Below are 21414 nucleotides of genomic sequence, written 5' to 3'. Positions count from 1 at the left end.
TGACCGGATCAAATGCCGCCGCGCCCCTCGCTCCTGAGTTTTATGGTTAATTTATTAATAATTCTGGATTTATAAAAGGAACCGGACGCCCTTTCCAAATGTTGATGCTCCGCCTGGAGGAACCCTCGATGATCCTGAAAATCCTTGCCCCAAAGATCGACGCCGATTGCCATGACACCGGCACCTGGCCCGACGGAATTTTCGCCGAAAACCGGATCGATCTTTCCGCTCGCCGCGACGGCCGCCGTCGCTCGCCGCATGAGCGCGACTACGCCAATGACAGGAAAGTGGAAAATCTGCCGCTCGGCTTTGTCTGACCGTTCCGGGCGTGGCGCGTCACAACCTACGAAAGACCAGAACGCCTGATGCCGGCAACACGGCATTCAGCACTCCCGCAGTGGCTCTGATCCTTCCGCCGCCATTACCAACGTTCCAGCCGCCATATGTGTCAGCATCGGTATTGAAGATCTCCTCCCAGAGATCATCCCCCAGACGTTCGCTGTGCAGCCGATAGCCGTGTTCGAAGGGCGCGTCGTTCAGCGACCCCACGACGAGGAAATCCTCGCCGTCGTTCCATCGATGAAACGCGATCACCCGATTTTCGTCGTGAACCAGGGGAATGTCGATGTTGCGGGAGCGAATGGCATCCTGATGGACGCTGAGCGCGATCAGATCGCGATAACAGCTGAGCATCCCTGCCCCGCTACCATCAGCTTCGCCGAGAATATTCTCGCGGTTGTCGAGGAAATCATTGTAGCGATAGGGCTTCTGGGCGCCGATTTCCTCGCCCATGAAAAACATCGGCGTCCCCGGCGATAGCAGCGTCATCGCCGCCGCGAACCTGGATCTCGCCTCCGCCCATGCCCTGGTCTCGCCGATGATCGGCGCGAAATTGACGGCGATAACAGCGGTTCGCGCCGATCCCTCGCGATTGCCGCAATCGTCATGCGACTGGTTGTAGACCACCTTGGATCGCGCGCTCGTTTGCAGCGCGCCGGCAAGAGACGACATGGTCAGCGCCCGCTTGTCCCCGAAACCGGCATTCTTCAACAGCTGCGCCTGAGCGCCGCCGTGATATTCGACGAGGTTGTGATGAAAATCGCCGTACCAGGTCGCATCGAAGCCGAGCCCGTCGCCGGTCAGGCTCGGCTCGGTCATCGCCGACCAGTCCGAATAATCCTCGGCCGTCAGGAAAAGCTGCGGTTTGATCAGCCGCATCGTGCGGGTCCACTGCTTCAGAAACTTGGCCCCGAAGGCAGCGGCCCGATCGGCGCGCCGGCCATCGGCATGCAGGACCGGATATTGGTGGATCGAACTTGTCTGATCGAGGCGGAAACCATCGATATGGCAGACGGAGACGAGAAATGCCGCGCTGGAGATAAAAAGCTGGCGCACGGCTTCCTCATCGAAGCGGGGCGCCCATCCCGTGGAGATGTTGTCGATGTAGCCGCCTGTCGGATCGGCGTAATCGCCGGGAGTTCCCTCATACCAATAATAGATATTGCGGGTGTGATCGTTGGAATCATAGGCCCATTGCGCCCGCTCGCCGTCCGGATCGAAGTGATTGTAACAAACATCAAGGATGACGGCGATGCCACGCTGGTGGCAGATCTTGACGAACATCTTCAGCCGGTCGGTGCCGCCAGCCCCCTGGTCGGCGGCAAAGAAATGCGACGTGCCGTAACCCCAGTTGGCCCGCGTTTCGAATTCCGCAATCGGCAGCAGTTCCACGGCGTTGACGCCGAGTGCCGACAGATGCTCGATGAAGGCGATGGCATCGTCAAGCGTGCCGGGCGCGGCCTTGCCGAAACCGAGTGCGCCGACGTGCAATTCGTAGATCACCAGATCCTCGAACCGCTCCGGAAGTGCTTGGCCGCCAACGAATTCGTCAGCCCAGAACGTCTCGGCGGCAAGCTCCTGCCCGGATGGAAGAACGACCCGCTTCGGATCGCAGACGACCGAGCAGCTCTGCGGTCCGTCCAATGCCGCCGGCGATCCGTGGTAGGCGGCTCCGTCGGGATCGAAGTCTCCGGCGCCGATCTGCATGAGGGACCAGATATCCGTGCGGTAGGCGAGCGACCCATCGTCCCTGGTGATGCGGTACATATAGGGCGTGCCGACCATGCTGTCGAAATCGGAAAGGCCGTGGTCCTCGTCGGTTTCAACGCTCCAGAATCCATCAACGGTCTTTCGCATCCCGATGGTTGCCACCGTTCCGGTGCCGTCATCGGCGATGTAACCGATGGCGGGATCGGCAAGCACGAGCGAAACGGCCCTGGCGTTCGGCGCCCAGACCGAAAAGCGGATGCCGTCAGCACCGTTGCGCCTCTCAACCCGGCTTGCCCCCAGACGGCCGATCCATGTCAGATAATAGGTCTGCGGCGCTATCCCCTGCTGGAGATCGAAGGCGCGTTCGCGGCGCGTCGAGGCCTCGTCGTCCAATTCGGCGGCGATCGCCCAAAGGCCTGGAATGCCGGGCCGATCCAACTCGACCCCCCAGCGAAAATGCGTGCCGATCTCGGCATCGGGAAAAGAAACCCTGGCGACGAAGACATCATAACCATCCTCGTCGCGAGAGCGCTGCATTGGGTGAGACGTCCAATCGCTCGAGGGTCGGCCCTGCTCGTCCCAACTGCCGCGGAGACGGACATTGTCGAACGCCGTCGACGGCAAGCCGCTGCGAAACCGGAACTGAACATTAACGGTCATCGGATCCTCCGGGCCATGTTGGACTTCGCCAGATTCTGCCTATGCGTCTGTTTCACGGGGTCATGGTCGGCCGGCTGGATGCAAAAATGCAAGCACAGATTCGGTATTAAGACCGATCCGGCGCGGGCCACATTCAGGACAATTTATCATGGTTAACGGGCAGCACTGCACGGCCATCCTCGTGTATTAAATCGAATTGGCATCAGAAATGTGAAGAATAAATTCCCATCGCCAATTCCCTCATAAACTGGGAGAAAAACTTTGGCTCAAGCCGTTAGAATAAACGATATTATTCGTTCCTTTGGAATTGACACGCATATCGACTACACCGACGGAAAATATTCCAATGTCGGAGAAGTTGTTAAGGCTCTCGACTATCTTGGCCTTGATACCGTTCGCGATCACGCCCCCAACTCCGCCTCCGATCCCAACGGCCAAACGCATCTCGGCGATGCCGCGGAAGCCGGCGTGCAATTCGTTTTCAGCGCCCAGCGCGAAGTCGACCCCGCCACTGTCGCCCAGCGGCTGCATGCCTTCGTGCAAGCCCATCCCGGATCGGTCGTCGGCATCGAAGGTCCGAACGAAGTCAATAACTGGCCGGTCAGCTATCATGGGCTGAGCGGCCAGGCAGCAGCAGTCGCCTATCAGAAGGACCTGTCTGCCGCGGTCAACGCCGATCCCTTGCTGAAGAATATCCCAGTCCTCGGCTTTACCGGATATACGGTCGCTTCGGCCTCCGACTACACGACGATCCACACCTATGCGAAGGATGGCGACCAGCCATTCTCGTGGCTTTCCCGAGAATCCGGCGTTCAGCGCGCTGCCGATCCGGGCAAGCCACTGGCGATCACCGAAACCGGTTACCACACCTCGCTCACCGCCGACACCAATGGCGGTTGGGAAGGCGTCAGCGAAGCGACGCAGGCTAAGCTCCTGCTCAATACGCTGATGGACGGTGCGGCCCTCGGATCGAAAAAGACATTCATCTACGAGCTGCTGGACGCCTATTCCGATCCGCAGGGCACCAACCAGGAGCGGCATTTCGGTCTCTTTCATCTCGACTATTCAGCCAAACCGGCTGCAACGGCGATCCACAATCTGACCGCCATCCTTGAAGACGACGGCGCAACGAAGGCGAGCTTCAGCGCGGGAACACTCAATTATTCGATCGACGGTCTGCCGTCGTCGGCCCGCAGCCTGTTGACGGAAAAATCGGACGGAAGCTACCAGATCATCGTCTGGAACGAGCCAGATATCTGGAACCAGTCCTCCGACACAGCCATTCAGGCCGCGACAACAGGCGTCAAAGTCAATCTCGGGGCCTCGTTCGGCTCTGTGAAGGTCTTCGACCCGGTGACCGGGACGACGGCGATCAAAAGCCTCAGCAACGTGTCGTCGCTGACGCTCGATGTCACCGATCATCCCTTGATCATCGAGGTAGCAGGCAGCGGCGCCAGCACGCCGCCGGCCACCAACCATCTCTATGGCGGCGCCGGCAACGACACCTTCACCGTGACCAATGCGAACCAGATCGTCGACGAAAGCCGGGGCGGCGGAACGGATACCGTAAAGGCTTCGATCAGCTTCAGCCTGGCCGATCAGAAGCATACGGTCGGAATGATCGAAAACCTCACCTTGACCGGGACGGCCAATCTCAGCGCGACAGGCAACAATACGGCCAACATTCTCACGGGCAACGACGGAAACAATTTTCTCAACGGCGGGAAAGGGAACGACCGATTGATCGGCGGGCTTGGCAATGACAAGCTGATCGGCAAGACCGGTGCTGACGTTCTCACGGGCGGAGGCGGAGGCGATTCCTTCGTCTTCGATGTGAAGCCCAGCAATACCAGCGTTGACAAGATCGTCGATTTCTCTTCAGCCGCAGGCGATAAGCTGGTGTTCGACGACGCTGTCTTCACCGGGCTCAAGCCATCGAGCTTTTCGGCCGAGAATTTCGTTCTGGGAACGAAGGCGCTCGAGGCTGATGACAAGCTGATCTACGATCAGGCCAGCGGCATTTTATCCTATGATGCGGATGGAAGCGCAGCAGGCGGGGCAATCCATGTCGCCGATCTCGACAATTCCGCCGCACTTCACTTCAAAGATCTCCTGCTTGTCTGAGCCGGTCGGCTCGTCTCATTGCGGGGGCCGGCCTGCAGCGTCACGGGCGGTCGCATCCCCCCTCTTGCCGGAGCCTAAATCCCGGCCACATTCTCCGTTGACGCCACTCGTGCCGCAACGGAGAAGCCTTTGCCCTGGATCGCCTATATCGTCCATTTCATCGCCGCGGCATTTCTGACCAACGGCATCCCGCATTTCGTCGCCGGGGTCAGCGGCCGGCGCTTCCGCATCCCCTTCGCGCAAGGGGCAAAGCTCGGCTCACCGACGGCGAATGTCATGTGGGGCTGGGCGAATTTCCTCATCGCCTTCCTGCTCTTTGCCAATATCGGGCCGCTCTATATCGGCACGCCGGGTGACACGATCTTCGTGGCAGCGGGCATGCTCGTTGCCGGCATCCTGCTTGCCCGTATTTTCGAGGGTGACGTTTGAGATAACTAACTTGCATGATGATAGTCACTGCTGTAGTGACATCAGCCATGCAGCGAACGAGTTTCAGCGATTTCAAATGCCCGGCGGCGCGCGCGCTCGACAGCGTCGGCGACTGGTGGAGCATGCTGATCCTGCGCGATGCCTTCCAGGGGCTTTCACGCTTCGACGAATTCCAGAAAAGCCTCGGCGTGGCGCCGAACATCCTGACGCGGCGGCTGAAACATCTGACGGAAAAGGGGCTGTTCGAACGGCGTCTCTACCATCAGCGCCCTGCCCGCTACGAATATCGGCTGACGGACAAGGGCCGTGACTTCTTTCCTGTTCTGATGACGCTGTTTTCCTGGGGAAGCCGGCACATTCCCGAAGAGGACCTCGCCTTTCTCTTGGGCGATACCGCTTCCGGCAAAGAGCGCCAGACGATGCTGGTCGATGCGCGGACCGGCGAAGAAGTGACACCTGAAAACACCAGCCTGCTTGCAGGTCCAGCCGCCGATGACGAGGTGCACCAGCGGATCGCCCGCATGCGCGCCTGGTATCTCGGCATCGACGCATAGAAAGGACAAAAGAATGGATCGCATCGTTGTCACCGGTATGGGACTTGTCTCGCCCCTCGGCACCGGCGTCGAGCCCACCTGGAAGCGTCTTCTCGATGGCGGTTCGGGGCTGCGGGTGCTGGCGGAGGATATTGTCGGCGAGCTCTCGGCCAAGGTCGGTGGCATCGTTCCTGGTATCGCGGAAGATGCTGAGGCTGGTTTCGATCCCGACCGTTGCATCCCGCCGAAGGACCAGAAGAAGATGGACCGTTTCATCCACTTCGCCATTGCAGCGACGGAGGAAGCGGTGAGGCAGGCCGGCTGGATGCCGACCGACGAAGGCGAGCGCGAGCGCACGGCAACGATCATCGCGTCGGGCGTCGGCGGCTTTCCGGCGATCGCCGAAGCGGTGCGGATCGGCGAAACGCGTGGTGTGCGGCGGCTGTCGCCTTTCACCGTGCCCTCCTTCCTCGTCAACCTCGCCGCCGGCCAGGTCAGCATCCGTTATGGCTTCAAGGGGCCGCTCGGGGCTCCGGTGACGGCCTGTGCCGCCAGCGTCCAGGCAATCGGCGATGCGGCGCGGCTGATCCGCTCCGGCGAAGCGGATGTGGCGATCTGCGGCGGCGCCGAGGCCTGCATCGACAAGGTGAGCCTCGGCGGCTTTGCCGCTGCGCGTGCGCTTTCCACCGGTTTCAACGAGACGCCGGAACTGGCGTCTCGCCCCTTCGACACGGCGCGCGACGGTTTCGTCATGGGCGAAGGCGCAGGCATCCTGGTCATCGAGACGCTGGAGCACGCGCTTGCCCGCGGCGCCACGCCGCTCGCCGAACTCGTCGGCTATGGCACGGCTGCGGACGCCTACCACATGACATCAGGCCCCGAAGACGGCAACGGCGCCCGCCGGGCGATGGAGGCAGCACTCAGGCAGGCGAAGATCCCGGCTTCGGAGGTCAGGCATCTCAACGCGCATGCGACCTCGACACCGGTCGGTGACAGAGGCGAGATCGCGGCGATCGGCACGGTCTTCGGCCGCAATGGCGGTATTGCCGTCAGCGCGACGAAATCGGCGACCGGCCACCTGCTTGGCGCCGCCGGCGGGCTGGAGGCGATCTTCACCATCCTTGCGCTGCGCGACCAGATTGCACCGCCGACCCGCAACCTCGATGAGGTCGATCCAGCCGCCGACGGCATCGATATCGTCGGCAAGACGGCGCGGACGCTGGCGATGGACTACGCCATTACCAACGGTTTCGGCTTCGGCGGGGTGAATGCCAGCGCCCTGTTCCGCCGCTGGTCGTAAAGTCCACTTTCCTTGCGCTGAAAATCGCCTACACTTCTGCTCTATCGGCGATCCTTTCCCCGATAGAGCCGGAGATACCCCATGCGCGCCTTCTTCGCAGTTCTCATCCTGTGTGCCGCGTCCGCCCTCTCCCCCGTCTCGGCCCGCGCCGAAGATCCGATCGACACGACGCGGACGATGATCGAGGACCAGATCAACGCCTTTCTCAAGGACGATGCCGAGACCGCCTATTCCTTCGCCGCTCCCGGCATCCGGGCGCTGTATCCCGACAAGAACCTGTTCTTCGCCATGGTGAAGAAGAGCTACGAGCCGGTCTATCACCCCGGCAATTACGCCTTCGGGCGCAGCCGCTCGATCGACAACGGCGCGCTGATCTATCACGAGGTGCTGATTTCAGGCCGGGACGGCAAGGACTGGACAGCGATCTACCAGATCATGCGTCAACCGGACGGCAGCTACAGGATCAACGGCGTGCAGATCATGCCGGACGCAGACAGCAAGGGCATTTGATCCCGATCTGATCAAACTTCGTCTGATTGGCTTAAACCGGTTCGAGATCGCCCCTCGCCCATTCCTCCTGCGTTTCCGCCATGAAATCGGCGAAGCGGCCTTCGGCGATCGCCTTGCGGATGCCCTGCATGAGCTCCTGGTAATAGGCGAGATTGTGCCAGGAGAGCAGCATGCCGCCGAGCGCTTCGTTGGCGCGGACGAGATGATGCAGATAGGCGCGCGAATAATCACGCGAGGCCGGGCAGTTCGACTGTTCGTCGAGCGGGCGCATATCCTCGGCATGGCGGGCATTGCGGATATTGACCTTGCCGCGGCGAGTGAAGGCGAGACCGTGGCGGCCGGAACGGGTCGGCATGACGCAGTCGAACATGTCGATGCCCCGGGCGACCGATTTCAGAATATCATCAGGCGTGCCGACACCCATGAGGTAACGCGGCTTTTCCAGAGGAAGGACCGGCAGCGTCGTTTCCAGCATCTGCAGCATGACGTCCTGCGGCTCGCCGACGGCAAGGCCGCCGATGGCATAACCCTTGAGGTCGAGCTGGCTCAGCGCCTCGGCCGAGCGGATGCGTAGCGCCGGGATATCGCCGCCCTGGACGATGCCAAACATCGCCTTGCCGGGCTGCTCGCCGAAGGCGACCCTGCAGCGCTCGGCCCAGCGCAGCGACATTTCCATGGCGCGCTCGATCTCCTTCGGCTCAGCCGGCAGCGCCACGCATTCGTCGAGCTGCATCTGGATGTCGGAGCCGAGCAGCCCCTGGATTTCGATGGAGCGCTCCGGCGACATATGGTGCAGGCTGCCATCGACATGCGACTTGAAGGTGACGCCCTGCTCGTCGAGCTTGCGCAGGCCGGACAGCGACATGACCTGGAAGCCGCCCGAGTCCGTCAGGATCGGATGTTCCCAGCGAATGAGCTTATGCAAGCCGCCGAGCCGGGCGACGCGCTCGGCCGTCGGGCGCAGCATCAGGTGATAGGTATTGCCGAGGATGATGTCGGCGCCGGTCTCGCGCACCTGGTCGAGATACATCGCCTTGACCGTACCGACGGTGCCGACCGGCATGAAGGCCGGCGTGCGGATCTCGCCGCGCGGCATGGAGATTTGGCCAAGGCGTGCGCCGGCGTCGGTCTTGTCAAGGGTGAATTGGAAGTTATCTGTCATCTGTCTTTCCGGAAAAGAAGGCTCGCGTCGCCGTAAGAGTAGAAGCGGTAGCCCGTCGAAATGGCGTGTTTATAAGCCGCGTGCATGGTCTCGAAGCCGGCGAAGGCCGAGACCAGCATGAACAGCGTCGAGCGCGGCAGGTGGAAATTGGTCATCAGCATGTCGACCGCCTTGAAGCGGTAACCGGGCGTGATGAAAATGCCGGTAGCGCCGGCCCAGGGCATGACCTCTCCGCTTTCCTCGGCTGCACTCTCGATGAGCCGCAGCGAGGTCGTGCCGACGCAGACGATGCGCCCGCCTCTTTCTCGCACGGCATTCAGCCGGGCGGCGATCTCGGCGCTGACATAGCCGCTTTCGAGATGCATCTTGTGATCGGCAGTATCGTCGGCCTTGACCGGCAGGAAGGTGCCGGCGCCGACATGCAGCGTGACGAAATGGCGTTCGATGCCGGCCTTGTCGAGCGCTTCGAACAGCGCAGGTGTGAAATGCAGGCCGGCGGTGGGGGCGGCAACGGCGCCCTCCTCGCGAGCGTAGATCGTCTGGTAATCGGCGCGGTCGCGCTCGTCGTCAGGGCGCTTGGCGGCGATATAGGGCGGCAGCGGGATATGGCCGACGGCGGCGATCGCCTCGTCGAGCGCCGGGCCCGAGAGATCAAACAGCAGCGTCACCTCGCCGGCCTCGCCCTTTTCCTCGACGGTGGCATCGAGCGAACCGAGGAAACAGCTTTCGCCGGAATGGCCGAAGCCGATGCGATCGCCCTGCTTGATGCGCTTGCCGGGCTTGGCGAAGGCCTTCCAGCGGCTGGGGCCGGTGCGCATGTGCAGCGTGGCAGACACCTGTTGGCCGCCGGCGCCGTCGCGATAGCGGATGCCCTCGAGCTGGGCGGGAATGACCTTGGTATCGTTGAAGACCAGTGCGTCGCCAGCCCGCAAGAAGGATGTGAGATCGCCGACGCGGTGATCCGACAGGCTGTTTTCCGCATTCGGATCGATGACGAGCAGGCGCGCGCTGTCACGCGGCTCGGCGGGCCGCAACGCTATGCGTTCGTCGGGCAGATCGAAATCGAAAAGGTCTACGCGCATCAGGGCACTTTCAGGCAAAGCGAAACCCGCCCCACGCAGCTATGCGCAAGGGCGGGTTTCAGCAGAAATCATAATCAGACGTCGGCGGCAACCCGCATGGAGACGATCGAGTCCGGATCGGAAACCGGCTCGCCGCGCTTGATCTTGTCGACGTTGTCCATGCCTTCGATGACCTGGCCCCAGACCGAATACTGCTTGTTCAGCCAGGGCGCGTCGGTGAAGCAGATGAAGAACTGCGAATTGGCCGAGTTCGGGTTCTGCGAACGGGCCATCGAGCAGGTGCCGCGCGTATGCGTGGTCGCAGAGAATTCGGCCTTCAGATCCGGCTTCGAGGAGCCGCCCATGCCGGCGCGGCTGGGATTGAAGGTTTCCGAGCCCTTCTTGCCGAATTCGACATCGCCCGTCTGGGCCATAAAGTCCTGGATGACGCGGTGGAAGACGACACCGTCATAGGCCTTCTCGCGAGCGAGTTCCTTGATGCGGGCGACATGTTCCGGGGCGACCTGCGGCAAAAGCTGAATGACAACCTTGCCCTTGGTGGTTTCCAGAATGACGGTGTTTTCGGGATCCTTGATCTCGGCCATTTGCCTTCTCCTCTTGTTTCTATCGTAACTTACTTCTTGCCCAGGGTGACCTTGATCATCCGGTCGGGACTTTTGACTTCGCCGTTCTGGCCTTCGCCCTTCTTGATCTTGTCGACGTTCTCCATGCCGGAGACGACCTTGCCGACGACGGTGTACTGGCCGTTCAGGAAGGAGCCTTCGGCGAACATGATGAAGAACTGCGAATTGGCGGAATTCGGATCCTGGGAGCGAGCCATACCAACCGTACCGCGCACGAACGGGGTCTTGGAGAATTCAGCCGGGATGTCAGGCATATCCGAGGAGCCGGTGCCGGCGAGGCTCGCATCGAAGCCCTTTTCCGTGTTGCCGTATTTGACGTCGCCGGTCTGAGCCATGAAGCCATCGATGACGCGATGGAAGGCGACGTTATCGTATTCGCCCTTCTTGGCCAGCGCCTCGATCTGGGCGACATGCTTCGGCGCCACTTCAGGCATGAGCTGGATGACAACAGGGCCATCCTTCAGCTGGATGGTGAGATAATGATCGGCCGACTGGGCGAAGGCATCCCCCGCGAAGGAGGCGAGATACAACACGCCGGCAAATGCGAGATAAAAGAGTTTCATATGAGCTCCATTGCGGCGGGTTCCGCCTAGTCTTTGCGCTTGCTAGTTTGGGCGCTTGGATGTGAGGGCTTGCAAGACAGCGGCCGGCACGAAAGCGCTGACATCGCCGCCCATGGCGGCGATCTGGCGGACCAATGTGGCGGTAATGGGCCGCGAGGCCGTGCCCGCCGGCAAAAAGATGGTCTGGATATCGGGCGCCATCGTCCGGTTCATGCCGGCCATCTGCATTTCGTAATCGAGGTCGGTTCCGTCGCGCAGACCGCGGATCAACAGCGTGGCGCCATGGATGCGGGCGGCATCGACGACCAGATTGTCGAAGGAGACGACGGTGATGTCGCCGGTCTTGCCAGGCAGCGCTTCAGCCAGAGAACGGCGGATCAGCTCAGCTCTCTCCTCGAAGGAAAAGAGCGGCGCCTTGCCGGGATGGATGCCGATCGCGACGATCACCTTTTCGGCGACGTTGAGCGCCTGGACCAGAACATCCACATGCCCATTGGTGATCGGGTCGAAGGACCCCGGATAGAAAGCTGTCGTCATGTGGCCCGACCGTTGGTTTGACGCCTTTTGTCACGGATGACGCCTTCTCGCAAGTGATTTGCCCAGCTCCGGCTAGACCGCCGCGCGTCTTTTCAGACGCGTAAAGGACGTTATGCGCCGGGCGGTTAAACGGCGGATGAATGGCCCGTTCAAGACCGTTTCAGACTGGATCTGCTTAACTCCGATCATCAAAGCAGCCGATGCCATTCCGGCATCCGGCGCTCCCCCGAAAGACCAGGTCCATGCTGATCGTGCTCGTTGCACTTGCCGTCATTTCCTCCCTCGCCGCCGAGATGGCCTATGGCTATTTCGCCGATCGATACGAGATGAGCTGGGTGCGGCCGGAGCTTGCCGAGCATGCGGCGATCGTGCGCGCCCAGGGCCGGCTGCGCGAAAAACAAGCTTCGAATCTGAATGCCAGATGAACGAGACATTCAAGGTCGCTTCAGATCGGCATTGGTAAACACCCGATCAACATCCGGCGGAACCATTTACAGACGGATGCGTTCATTCAACCGATACATAGAGCGGCGCGGAAGGATTAAAAATGCCCGGCAAGATTACGATGATTAACGTGCTCTGGATGGTAATGGTCACGGGCATGCTGACCGCAACTGTCGCTCTCTATGATCAGAAGGTTGATACGTCCAAGGTTTATGGACCCTATGCTTCGGCCCGGACGGCCGTACTGGGCCAGTACTGAGGGGCGAGAACGCAACTCCCCAGGAAAGGAATGCCTATGTTCACGATCTTGACAGTGCTCACCGCCCTCATCAGCGTGATGTTCATCGTGTCTGTGGCCTCGACGATTTCAGCGCTCCGGCGCGAAGGCGAAGAGGTGAAGGCGCTGAACGAAAAACATAGAGCATTCTGACGTTCCTTTCTCTCCTCTTCCCACCCTTGAGCGGCACCCTTCCGTCGCCAGGGCTATTCAAAGCCGGATGCACCCAGCGTCCGGCTTTTTTCTTTGGGTGCAGTCCTCAACCATCATCCGGTTTGAAAAGAAAAAGGGCGGCTTGAAAAGAAAAGGGCGGCTCGAAGCCGCCCCGTTCATTTGATCATTCCTCGGCCGGCCCGGCCGGATCGCCATCGGCAATCGGCGCCTCGTCGCCGCCACCTTCATCGGCAGAACCTTCGTCGGTGACAGGGGCGCCTTCGGCGACCTCGACAGCCTCTTCCGTCTCATCCTCTTCCGGCTCGCTGATGCGCTCGACCGAGACGACTTTCTCATCCTTTGCCGTCGAGAAGATGGTAACGCCCTTGGTGGCGCGGCTGGCGATGCGGATGCCGCCGACCGGCACGCGGATCAGCTGACCACCATCGGAGACCAGCATGATCTGGTCGCCGTCATCGACAGGGAAGGCCGCGACCAGCTCGCCGATCTCGCCGGTCTTCGACGTGTCGGTGGCGCGGATGCCCTTGCCGCCGCGGCCGGAGATGCGGAAGTCGTAGGAGGACGAACGCTTGCCGAAGCCCTTTTGGGAGACGGTGAGCACGAATTGTTCGCGTGCTCTCAACTCGTCATAGCGCTCGTCGGAGAGCTGTCCCTCCTCGGTGACTTCTTCACCGACCAGCGCAATATCCTCTTCATCCACGCCCGTCGCCCGGCGTTCGGTGGCGGAACGCTTGAGATAGGCAGCACGCTCCCACGGCTCGGCATCGACATGACCAACGATCGTCATGGAGATGATGCGGTCGCTATCGCCGAGATTGATGCCGCGCACGCCGATCGAGTTGCGGCCGGCAAAGACCCGGACGTCGTCGACGGAGAAGCGGATGCACTGACCGAGCGCCGTGGTCAGCAACACGTCGTCATTTTCCGTGCAGGTCTCGACGGAGAGGATTTCGTCGCCCTCCTCCTCGAGCTTCATGGCGATCTTGCCGTTGCGGTTGACCTGGACGAAGTCCGACAGCTTGTTGCGGCGAACCGTGCCGCGCGTCGTCGAGAACATGACGTCGAGATTGTCCCAACTCGTCTCGTCCTCGGGCAAGGGCAGAATGGTGGTGATGCGCTCGCCGGGTGCGAGCGGCAGCATATTGATCAGCGCCTTGCCGCGCGAGGTCGGCGTGCCGATCGGCAGGCGCCAGACCTTCTCCTTGTAGACGATGCCGCGCGAGGAGAAGAACAGCACCGGCGTATGGGTATTGACAACGAATAGCCGGCTAACAAAATCCTCGTCGCGGGTGGTCATGCCGGAGCGACCCTTGCCGCCGCGGCGCTGGGCGCGGTAGGTAGTCAGCGGCACACGCTTGATATAACCGAGATGCGAGACGGTGACGACCATGTCTTCGCGGGCGATCAGATCCTCGTCATCCATTTCGAGACCGCCATCGACGATCTCGGTGCGGCGCGGCGTACCGAACTCGTCGCGGACGGCGAGAAGTTCGTCCTTGACGATGGTCTGGATGCGGACGCGCGAGGAGAGAATATCGAGATAATCCTTGATTTCCTCGCCGATCTTGTTGAGTTCGTCGCCGATTTCGTCGCGGCCAAGCGCCGTCAGGCGGGCAAGGCGCAGTTCGAGGATGGCGCGCGCCTGCTCTTCGGAGAGATTATAGGTGAGGTCGTCATTGATGCGATGGCGCGGATCGTCGATCAGACGGATCAGGCTTTCGACATCTTCCGCCGGCCAGCGGCGGGTCATCAGTTCTTCGCGGGCGGACTGCGGATCGGGCGCCTGGCGGATGACGCGAATGACTTCGTCGATATTGGCAACGGCAATGGCCAGACCGACCAACACATGGGCACGGTCACGCGCCTTGCGCAGCAGGAATTTCGTTCTCCGGCTAACGACTTCCTCGCGGAAGGAGACGAAAGCGCGCAGCATGTCGAGCAGCGTCAGCTGTTCGGGCTTGCCACCGTTCAGCGCCACCATGTTGCAGCCGAAGGAGGTCTGCAGCGGCGTATAGCGATAAAGCTGGTTGAGGATGACCTCGGCGTTGGCATCGCGCTTCAGCTCGACGACGACGCGGTACCCCTGGCGGTCGGATTCGTCGCGCAGATCGGAGATGCCTTCGATGCGTTTGTCGCGCACCAGCTCGGCCATCTTTTCGATCATCGTCGCCTTGTTCACCTGGTAGGGAATCTCGGTGATGATGATTTGCTCGCGGTCACCGCGCATCGGCTCGATGGCGGCGACGCCGCGCATGATGACGGAGCCGCGGCCGGTCTCATAGGCCGAGCGGATGCCGGCACGGCCGAGGATCTTCGCTCCCGTCGGGAAGTCGGGACCGGGAATGATCTGGATCAGTTCCGGCAGCTCGATGGCCGGGTCGTCGATCAGCGCGATACAGCCGTCGATGACTTCGGAGAGGTTGTGCGGCGGAATGTTGGTCGCCATGCCGACGGCGATGCCGCCGGCGCCGTTGACGAGCAAGTTCGGGAATTTGGCGGGCACTACGACCGGCTCGGAGAGCGTGCCGTCGTAGTTGTCGCGGAAATCGACGGTTTCCTTGTCGAGATCGTCGAGCAGCGAGTGGGCAGCCTTTTCCAGGCGGCATTCGGTATAACGTTCGGCCGCCGGCGGATCACCATCGACCGAGCCGAAATTGCCCTGACCATCGATCAGCGGCAGACGCAGCGACCATGGCTGCGCCATGCGGGCGAGCGCATCATAGATCGCGGAATTGCCATGCGGATGGAATTTACCCATCACGTCACCGGTGACGCGGGCGCATTTGACGTATTTCTTGTTCCAGTCGATGCCGAGCTCGGACATGCCGTAGAGGATGCGCCGGTGCACGGGCTTCAGGCCGTCGCGCACGTCGGGCAGCGCGCGGCTGACGATGACGCTCATGGCGTAATCGAGATACGACCGCTGCATTTCCTCCATGATGGAGATGGGCTCGATGCCTGGCGGGAGCTTCCCGCCGCCGGGGGGTGTTTGCTCAGTCAAAACAGATCACGATCTCTTCTAGAATCACTTGAAGATTTATAGCGGAAAGCCTGTTGCCGCGCCAATTTCACAGCGCGTTTTGAACAGGCTTTTGCGGCTTAAAGAGGGTAAAACATGCAAGTTGCGCGGCCGGACCGGACAAATCCGCCGCGAGCCGCCGCGGGATATTTGCCAAATCGAAATCCCCGCTTCACAATCATAAAAAACCACGCACCCATGTGGGGTTCCGGAGAGCCGATGGCAAGCGCCGACCAATTGATCAACGCCTTCACGACGCTGCTCGTCACCATCGATCCACCGGGGCTTGCGCCGATCTTTCTGGGCCTGACGACGGGCATGAGCCGAACCGAGCGCAAGCAGGTGGCGCTGCGCGGCTCGGTCATCGCTTTCATCATCCTCGCCGTCTTCGCGCTGTTTGGCGCCGGCGTGCTCGGCGTGCTCGGGATTTCGATCGGCGCCTTCCGCATCGCCGGCGGGCTGCTGCTGTTCTGGATCGCCTTCGAGATGGTGTTCGAGAGGCGGCAGGAGCGCAAGGAGAAGGCGACCGAGGCGGCGATCACCAAGGATCACATCGAGAATATCGCCGTCTTCCCCCTCGCCTTGCCGCTGATTGCCGGCCCGGGTGCGATCTCGGCGACGATCCTGCTGGCCGGCACGCTGGCCACCTCGATCGGGAAAGCGCAGCTGATCGGCGTCATTGCCGCCAATCTGCTGCTGACCTTCCTCATGCTGCTCATCGCCGAAAGGCTGGACCGTTTCCTCGGCGTCACCGGCCGGGCCATCCTGACGCGGCTCCTCGGCGTCATCCTCGCAGCGCTCGCCGCACAGTTCGTCGTCGACGGGGCGAAGTCGGCGTTCAACCTCATCAGCGCGACACCGCATTAGAAACGGCGGAGAATCCGGAAATACACCGATCTATCTTCAATCATCCAGATCGAGATCAAGGAAACAGAGCATGATGTCGCCCGAAACCACAGACACTTTTCGGCATCGTGCTCCAGGCGCGCATCTACAAACCCGAAGGTCCCGCATCGGTAAGGAACTCATTGCGACTCTCTCTTAACCTGTTAGGCAGCTAGTCACCTGTCTGAACCGGAAGCATAGAGTTCCGATGCTTGGTTTGCAGCGCAACGGGTCTGATATACGGGATCACGAACCCAAGAGATGGGCCAGTTCCACAATCCTCGATCCACTGACCTCCATTGACACCCTGTTGTTTAGGATTCCACGAATGGCCGTCTTAAGACCCTCAACATCGCCAGCATCGATGCGGGCCACGCCTTCGTTGACAAGACGTTCGTGAAGTTCGCGATCGATCGCAAGATAATCCTCGCTTGCGATCTCCTTGAAGAGACCGACGAGGAACGTAGGTTGGCTCGAAACGATCTTGAATCGGATGGATCGCATTTCGTCCAAGGCGTATCTGGCGGAATCGAAGTCCCCTTCCCTCACCGTTCGCCGGGCCGTCGAAACCAGGCGGTCGTGCCGCTCGATATCAGCGTCCTCCGCCATATCCCTCAGTTCATCGAAATCAAGTTCTGAGCTTTCGACCTCGCGGGTGACGACCTGTTTGACGTTTTCGGGGCTGATCTTTCGAAGCGCTACATCCTGACGGATCTTCCGCGCTTCCTCGGTCACCGACCTGTGTGTGTCGGCATCGATGGAGGTTGCAAGCGCTGCATGCTGATCCTCGATCTTGTTTCTCAGCGGATCAATATCCGTCGATAGATGCGGAAGTACCTCCTGCAGTTCCCGCAGTTCCTCCTCGGCGCGTGCGAGTAGCGATGTCGCGATCTGCGACCCCTGTTCTCCCTCAAAGTTGATGTGGCCGCCTTCCACGAAATAAAGAGCTGGGGCGTCGATAGCTCGACCGATTTCCGGAATTTCCACCGCGAAGCTCAGGGTTCCGTTGTCACTCATGCGCCAGTGAACGATCAAATCCGAACCACGGGAGATGCGTTCGCCACGGGCTAAATCATTCTCGGCATCGAGCCTGAAGTCGCCGATATGCAAGTTTTTTTCTGGATCATCGACGCCCGTCGCCATATCGAAGAACTCGAAGTTCAGCGTGTCGGGTGTGCCGCCCCGCAACGTCTTGCCAGATCGGAACGTCTCGCGACCCTCCGCCGGTAGGGCCGTTCCCTTGACCACAAGCGGCATCAGTCGATTTCGCTCATAACCTACAGTGCCGACCTGTGTCTTGACTGCCAGCGTATACGTCATCGGGATGCTAGCCGCACTAGCCGGAGCACGCGAGATGACGATTTCGCGAGAGAGATCGGGAATGGCGACGCCGTCCTCACCCGACACCGATATCTTGAACCGGTTGTTTCCGTCCTGCCTCAGCGTCAGAGGGATGCGTAGCGCCCCGTCGATAGGCGATCTTCCAGTTGTGGTACCCGTCTCGTCAACAACTTCGATCCAGTGGCGCTCAGAATTGCTGCCATCCGGCTTGACGCTGAGGTGAGCGGTCGCAGTCGTGACGCGGGCCGGGTAATCGAAAACAAGGTTGATGTTGCCTCGCACCTCTTCGCGAGCGCGGGAGGTCTTTCTCGTCGAGCGAGTGTCTTCCCACACCCTGCTCTCTGCGAAGATCGCGGCCCCCATGGCGACTGCGGTCATCGGATCCAGAGTCTGTTCGACTTCGATGGCAAGTTCGTTCTGCAGCAGTTCGCGGATAAGAGGCATCTTGGACGGGCCGCCGATCGGAACGATCTTGCTGATGTCTTCGACCTGATATCCGTTGTCGGAAATGATCTTGCGGCAGAGAGCGATTGTCTCGTCCACCCGGTCGCGGATGATGTTAGCGACGGCGTCACGTGTTGTGTCCACACCGAGATAGATCTCCGCACCGTCGAGATCCTTCATCCTGATATCGTCCTCACTAGCGAAGATTGATGCGGAACCAGAAGCCGAAAGCTGGATTTTCGCTCGCTCTATCGCGTGATGGGAGATCGTCTTGAGGTGTCGGTAGGCTGGATCTTTCTGGAAATTCTCCGGTAACCTGAAGTTCGACACCAGCCACGGCCTGACGATGCTGTCGAAGATACGCCTGTCGAAGTCGCGACCGCCAAGCATGTTGATACCTTCGTGCGCGATGACATTCACGGAGCCGCCCGTGCTGATCACCAACGCCACGTCAAAGGTGCCACCGCCGAGATCGTAGATTAAAAACACGCCGTCCTTGACGGGTGTCTTTGCAATGGCTGCGATGGCCGCCGCGACAGGCTCCTGGATCAGGCTGACCCTATCGAGTCCGGCAGCTTTGGCGGCTCTTGCGGTCGCCTCGCTTTGCATCTGGTTGAATGCCGCCGGGATCGTGATGACGACACCCTCGATACTTTGCCCGCCGGATTCGGTGTTTGCCTGCGAGACGAGCGTCCGGATCACTTCGGCGCTGCAATCCTCCGGCGTCCACTCTTCCTCGTTGATGCGAACCGGACTACGGGTTCCCATCAGCCGCTTGAAGCCCGCAGCGACGCTCTGCGGAGAAGTGACGATGCGGTCATAGGCGCTCTTCCCTACGAACCTGTGCCCACGTCTGTCGATGTAGATGACGCTCGGAAGGACGTCGCTGCCATCCGAGGACTTGAATAGGCGAAGCTGCCCGTCGATGTAACCTACGACTGCGGAATTCGAAGTGCCGAGATCAATTCCAAGATACATGATCGGATCCATTGCTATTGATTCTGGATGGCCAGCAAGACGCGGCCGGGTTGGAGAATGTGCATGTTCCTAACAACGGCGGGCTCTAGCGTCCTCTCTACGATCAGCCCCTCTTCGTCGGAGAAGTCTTCAAGGTTGTCGGCCTTTGCCGGGCATCCAGGCCCGAAAAGTTCGCCATCGAACGTGATGAGTTTCAGACCGGCTTCGGCTGCAAGCGACTGGAGCTGAAGTTCAGAATATCTAACCTGCGATACAAGACGGTTCCGGTCGCCATCGGGCACAAGTTCGATCGCCTTCGAAAATCGCTGCAAAAGCTTCCATTGCTCGACACACAATTTGGCAACAACGGCAGAATCATCTGTCTGTTCACTCATCTACCATCCCTTTGCGATCGTTGACGCTTCGGTCGTGAATTGCGAAGTTTTGCTGGCCGCTTCCGACTTCACCTGATCCATGTCGTTCTGCTTGTAGCGGAAATTTCCGCAACGCTGATTGAAATCGGAGACCAGTGCGTTGAAGCTCGACACCGCCGCGTCGGTGAACGCTAGGTTTCGCAGAAGATCGAGCCGTTTGCCCCGGAAAATGCAATAGCGCAATTCCGAGCGGCTCAGAGCTTGGCCCAAACCGGACGAAGGTTTTACCTCAGAACGGCTATCGACCGGTGTCGGTGGTGCCAAGTAGGCACTGTTGTTCGAGGTCGTCGAATAGTCCGGCGTGAACGATTTGTTGGCTGAAGTCGTAGAAGGACGATATGCGTCAGATCCTGTCGAGCTGGAATAGGATGACGTCTTCTTGGAATTCGACAGAATAATGGGCACCGCGATGATTGCGATGATGACTCCCCAGCCGACGAGCTTCATTCTGCTGTCACGGCGCTGCTTCGTGAGAGCCGAATGCAAGGTAGAGAATTCCGTCTTGAGACCAGGCGGCGCCATGAGTATGGACTCTTCCACCAGGGTCATCATGCGCGACAGATTGCCCTTCTGCTTCTCGATCTCGGGTATTTTCCAGTTTCCGAACAGAGTTTCCGCGTCGTCGCCAAGGCGATCCGTAGTTGCCTGCGAAACACCGCAATCCTTGAGACGATGCATCGCTGCCTGCAGAAGTTTGTAGGCGACTTCGGGGTCGTCGAAGTCATTGTTGAAGGATAGGGAAAGGTCCCGCGAGGCGACAGCTGCCAAATCGGCATCGCCGTCCTTTGCGAGATAGCCTTCTAAGGCGGACACGAATGGTCCGACCGGGCTGGGCGCGCTCGTGACGACACCGGATTTTCTGACAACCTTGGAAAACTCCTTGTGTGCCGACTTGGCTGCTTCGCATGCCGCGGCAAGAGGCTCGAACAGCTCGGCAGCCTTATGGTCCGCTATGATGGCCTCGATATCGGCGAGATCCTTGTCCGAGACCTTCTTGAGATCGTCTGTCTCGGCCAGAAATGCGCCTGACCATAGAATCAGCTTTTTCGCTTCATCCAGCTTGTTCTCGTTATTGACCAGATCGAGAAGAAAGCCTCGAATCTCGAAGAAGAGCGCCTTGGTACGTGGCTCCGAATGGCCCCGCCAGCGATAGAATCCGGCGATCGGGCGGGCGAATTTACTCCATTCCTGAAGCAGTCCGACGATCCGGATCAGCGTAGCGGACAATTCCACGTTGCCGGTCTTCGCTTTCAATATCGTGTCTGAAATATCGGAGGCGGCGTTCGAAAGATTGCGTTCGTTTCGCTTCTCGTACTCCTTGACCATGGCGGGTAACAGAGACGAAGGAGAACTTTTAACGACTTCGTCATCCACGAGAGTCCGCATCACCGAACCTGGATCCTTTCCACCAAGGACGCTGGCGACGACTATGACCGCATGCCTGCCCTTGAGGTCATGGAGGCACGTATTTAGAAGCTTCGCATCGGGATCAGGCATTCCCGCCGCGCGTCTCGTCGATCTCAGGAACGCAAGAACGGTGTCAGGATCGATCCACTCCCACGCTTCGAGGAGTGCGGAAACGATCTCCTCCGACACCGACTGTCTAGCGCAGAAGTCCGCGAGGATGTTGGCCTTGGCCAGTTCAGGAAGCTCGCCGACGAATTCCGGAAGAGCCATCTCAGCAAACTTGCCTTGGGCGGACATTACCGTCGATATCTGAGCGTCGCTGAGCTCAGGCAGCCAGGAGAGTTCCGCGGCAAGCCGCAGGCGAGGCGTCAGAAGTGTCTGCTGAGCCCTGTGCAGTTCGGCCTCTGAAACCGTAGCCGAAAATCCGCCTTCTTCCACAAGATCGGAAATTTCCGCCGCG

The 21414-nt window shown here is 60.2% G+C and carries 19 protein-coding genes and 1 pseudogene; 10 read left to right on the top strand and 10 right to left on the bottom strand.

The features are described from left to right. Window positions 1-128: 128 nt before the first annotated feature. On the top strand, window positions 129-317 hold the full coding sequence (locus tag HX899_RS29110) for a hypothetical protein (RefSeq protein ID WP_138329471.1): 189 nt from the start codon (window positions 129-131) through the stop codon (window positions 315-317). A 19-nt stretch (window positions 318-336) separates the two neighbouring features. Here the strand turns inward: HX899_RS29110 and HX899_RS29105 are convergent, their stop codons facing one another. Then, window positions 337-2709 (bottom strand): alpha-amylase family glycosyl hydrolase, encoded by a 2373-nt coding sequence (locus HX899_RS29105; protein WP_181293999.1) that lies wholly within the window; start codon window positions 2707-2709, stop codon window positions 337-339. A 261-nt stretch (window positions 2710-2970) separates the two neighbouring features. Here HX899_RS29105 and HX899_RS29100 point away from each other — a divergent pair, with 261 nt between their 5' ends. The 5 genes from HX899_RS29100 (at window position 2971) to HX899_RS29080 (ending at window position 7605) form a co-directional block, all read left to right on the top strand. Further along, window positions 2971-4833 (top strand): calcium-binding protein, encoded by a 1863-nt coding sequence (locus tag HX899_RS29100; protein ID WP_181293998.1) that lies wholly within the window; start codon window positions 2971-2973, stop codon window positions 4831-4833. 129 nt (window positions 4834-4962) lie between these two features. Continuing rightward, the gene (locus HX899_RS29095; RefSeq protein WP_181293997.1) at window positions 4963-5262 is read left to right on the top strand and encodes a hypothetical protein; all 300 of its coding nucleotides are present in this window, start codon (window positions 4963-4965) and stop codon (window positions 5260-5262) included. 47 nt (window positions 5263-5309) lie between these two features. Then, on the top strand, window positions 5310-5816 hold the full coding sequence (locus tag HX899_RS29090; RefSeq protein WP_181293996.1) for a helix-turn-helix domain-containing protein: 507 nt from the start codon (window positions 5310-5312) through the stop codon (window positions 5814-5816). Between the two features lie 13 nt (window positions 5817-5829). Continuing rightward, the gene (fabF, locus tag HX899_RS29085; protein WP_181293995.1) at window positions 5830-7095 is read left to right on the top strand and encodes a beta-ketoacyl-ACP synthase II; all 1266 of its coding nucleotides are present in this window, start codon (window positions 5830-5832) and stop codon (window positions 7093-7095) included. 81 nt (window positions 7096-7176) lie between these two features. Next, complete coding sequence (locus tag HX899_RS29080; RefSeq protein ID WP_131645680.1) at window positions 7177-7605, top strand: DUF4864 domain-containing protein; 429 nt, start codon at window positions 7177-7179, stop codon at window positions 7603-7605. 31 nt (window positions 7606-7636) lie between these two features. Here the strand turns inward: HX899_RS29080 and tgt are convergent, their stop codons facing one another. The 5 genes from tgt to coaD form a co-directional block, all read right to left on the bottom strand. Further along, on the bottom strand, window positions 7637-8767 hold the full coding sequence (tgt, locus tag HX899_RS29075; protein ID WP_062942310.1) for a tRNA guanosine(34) transglycosylase Tgt: 1131 nt from the start codon (window positions 8765-8767) through the stop codon (window positions 7637-7639). Then, window positions 8764-9849 (bottom strand): tRNA preQ1(34) S-adenosylmethionine ribosyltransferase-isomerase QueA, encoded by a 1086-nt coding sequence (queA, locus tag HX899_RS29070; protein ID WP_181293994.1) that lies wholly within the window; start codon window positions 9847-9849, stop codon window positions 8764-8766. The genes tgt and queA overlap by 4 nt, the downstream gene beginning before the upstream one ends. A gap of 74 nt (window positions 9850-9923) precedes the next feature. Next, on the bottom strand, window positions 9924-10433 hold the full coding sequence (locus tag HX899_RS29065) for a peptidylprolyl isomerase (RefSeq protein ID WP_003539661.1): 510 nt from the start codon (window positions 10431-10433) through the stop codon (window positions 9924-9926). Between the two features lie 29 nt (window positions 10434-10462). Beyond that, window positions 10463-11035, bottom strand: a complete 573-nt coding sequence (locus tag HX899_RS29060) for a peptidylprolyl isomerase (RefSeq protein WP_181293993.1) — start codon at window positions 11033-11035, stop codon at window positions 10463-10465. A 42-nt stretch (window positions 11036-11077) separates the two neighbouring features. Further along, window positions 11078-11572, bottom strand: coding sequence for a pantetheine-phosphate adenylyltransferase (gene coaD / locus HX899_RS29055; RefSeq protein WP_138329481.1), 495 nt, complete (start codon window positions 11570-11572; stop codon window positions 11078-11080). Between the two features lie 136 nt (window positions 11573-11708). Here coaD and HX899_RS29050 point away from each other — a divergent pair. The 3 genes and pseudogenes from HX899_RS29050 (at window position 11709) to HX899_RS35500 (ending at window position 12446) form a co-directional block, all read left to right on the top strand. Beyond that, window positions 11709-11997, top strand: a pseudogene (locus tag HX899_RS29050) (hypothetical protein). Window positions 11998-12119: 122 nt separating this feature from the next. Further along, complete coding sequence (locus HX899_RS29045; RefSeq protein WP_003539654.1) at window positions 12120-12275, top strand: hypothetical protein; 156 nt, start codon at window positions 12120-12122, stop codon at window positions 12273-12275. A 36-nt stretch (window positions 12276-12311) separates the two neighbouring features. After that, window positions 12312-12446 (top strand): hypothetical protein, encoded by a 135-nt coding sequence (locus HX899_RS35500; protein WP_018445350.1) that lies wholly within the window; start codon window positions 12312-12314, stop codon window positions 12444-12446. A gap of 184 nt (window positions 12447-12630) precedes the next feature. Here the strand turns inward: HX899_RS35500 and gyrA are convergent, their stop codons facing one another. Continuing rightward, entirely contained in the window at window positions 12631-15468 is a 2838-nt protein-coding gene (gene gyrA, locus HX899_RS29040) for a DNA gyrase subunit A (protein WP_180194188.1), read from the bottom strand. A gap of 237 nt (window positions 15469-15705) precedes the next feature. Between gyrA and HX899_RS29035 the strand changes: the two genes are divergently transcribed. Beyond that, complete coding sequence (locus HX899_RS29035; RefSeq protein ID WP_029875185.1) at window positions 15706-16353, top strand: MarC family protein; 648 nt, start codon at window positions 15706-15708, stop codon at window positions 16351-16353. Window positions 16354-16617: 264 nt separating this feature from the next. On the opposite strand, the gene HX899_RS29030 is transcribed toward HX899_RS29035, so the two are convergent. From HX899_RS29030 to HX899_RS29020, 3 genes are all read right to left on the bottom strand, one after another. After that, window positions 16618-19146, bottom strand: coding sequence for an Hsp70 family protein (locus HX899_RS29030; protein WP_246697196.1), 2529 nt, complete (start codon window positions 19144-19146; stop codon window positions 16618-16620). A 2-nt stretch (window positions 19147-19148) separates the two neighbouring features. Beyond that, window positions 19149-19508, bottom strand: a complete 360-nt coding sequence (locus tag HX899_RS29025; RefSeq protein WP_181293992.1) for a hypothetical protein — start codon at window positions 19506-19508, stop codon at window positions 19149-19151. Beyond that, the coding region (locus HX899_RS29020; protein WP_181293991.1) for a hypothetical protein at window positions 19509-21414 on the bottom strand (1906 nt) is incomplete at its 5' end.

The organism is Rhizobium sp. WYCCWR 11146, from assembly GCF_013591995.1.
GTDB lineage: Bacteria > Pseudomonadota > Alphaproteobacteria > Rhizobiales > Rhizobiaceae > Rhizobium > Rhizobium indicum.
Note: the sequence above shows the minus strand (reverse complement) of the source record. Positions and strands in the feature narration are given on the sequence as shown.

What these genes read in the sequence shown, in the direction of transcription:
- HX899_RS29105 (WP_181293999.1), bottom strand. Translation starts at nt 2,709, where the DNA reads ATGACCGTTAATGTTCAGTTCCGGTTTCGCAGCGGCTTGCCGTCGACG.
- HX899_RS29080 (WP_131645680.1), top strand. Translation starts at nt 7,177, where the DNA reads ATGCGCGCCTTCTTCGCAGTTCTCATCCTGTGTGCCGCGTCCGCCCTC.
- HX899_RS29045 (WP_003539654.1), top strand. Translation starts at nt 12,120, where the DNA reads ATGCCCGGCAAGATTACGATGATTAACGTGCTCTGGATGGTAATGGTC.
- HX899_RS29110 (WP_138329471.1), top strand. Translation starts at nt 129, where the DNA reads ATGATCCTGAAAATCCTTGCCCCAAAGATCGACGCCGATTGCCATGAC.
- HX899_RS29060 (WP_181293993.1), bottom strand. Translation starts at nt 11,035, where the DNA reads ATGAAACTCTTTTATCTCGCATTTGCCGGCGTGTTGTATCTCGCCTCC.
- HX899_RS29090 (WP_181293996.1), top strand. Translation starts at nt 5,310, where the DNA reads ATGCAGCGAACGAGTTTCAGCGATTTCAAATGCCCGGCGGCGCGCGCG.
- HX899_RS29035 (WP_029875185.1), top strand. Translation starts at nt 15,706, where the DNA reads ATGGCAAGCGCCGACCAATTGATCAACGCCTTCACGACGCTGCTCGTC.
- queA (WP_181293994.1), bottom strand. Translation starts at nt 9,849, where the DNA reads ATGCGCGTAGACCTTTTCGATTTCGATCTGCCCGACGAACGCATAGCG.
- HX899_RS29025 (WP_181293992.1), bottom strand. Translation starts at nt 19,508, where the DNA reads ATGAGTGAACAGACAGATGATTCTGCCGTTGTTGCCAAATTGTGTGTC.
- HX899_RS29030 (WP_246697196.1), bottom strand. Translation starts at nt 19,146, where the DNA reads ATGGATCCGATCATGTATCTTGGAATTGATCTCGGCACTTCGAATTCC.
- HX899_RS35500 (WP_018445350.1), top strand. Translation starts at nt 12,312, where the DNA reads ATGTTCACGATCTTGACAGTGCTCACCGCCCTCATCAGCGTGATGTTC.
- fabF (WP_181293995.1), top strand. Translation starts at nt 5,830, where the DNA reads ATGGATCGCATCGTTGTCACCGGTATGGGACTTGTCTCGCCCCTCGGC.
- coaD (WP_138329481.1), bottom strand. Translation starts at nt 11,572, where the DNA reads ATGACGACAGCTTTCTATCCGGGGTCCTTCGACCCGATCACCAATGGG.
- HX899_RS29065 (WP_003539661.1), bottom strand. Translation starts at nt 10,433, where the DNA reads ATGGCCGAGATCAAGGATCCCGAAAACACCGTCATTCTGGAAACCACC.
- tgt (WP_062942310.1), bottom strand. Translation starts at nt 8,767, where the DNA reads ATGACAGATAACTTCCAATTCACCCTTGACAAGACCGACGCCGGCGCA.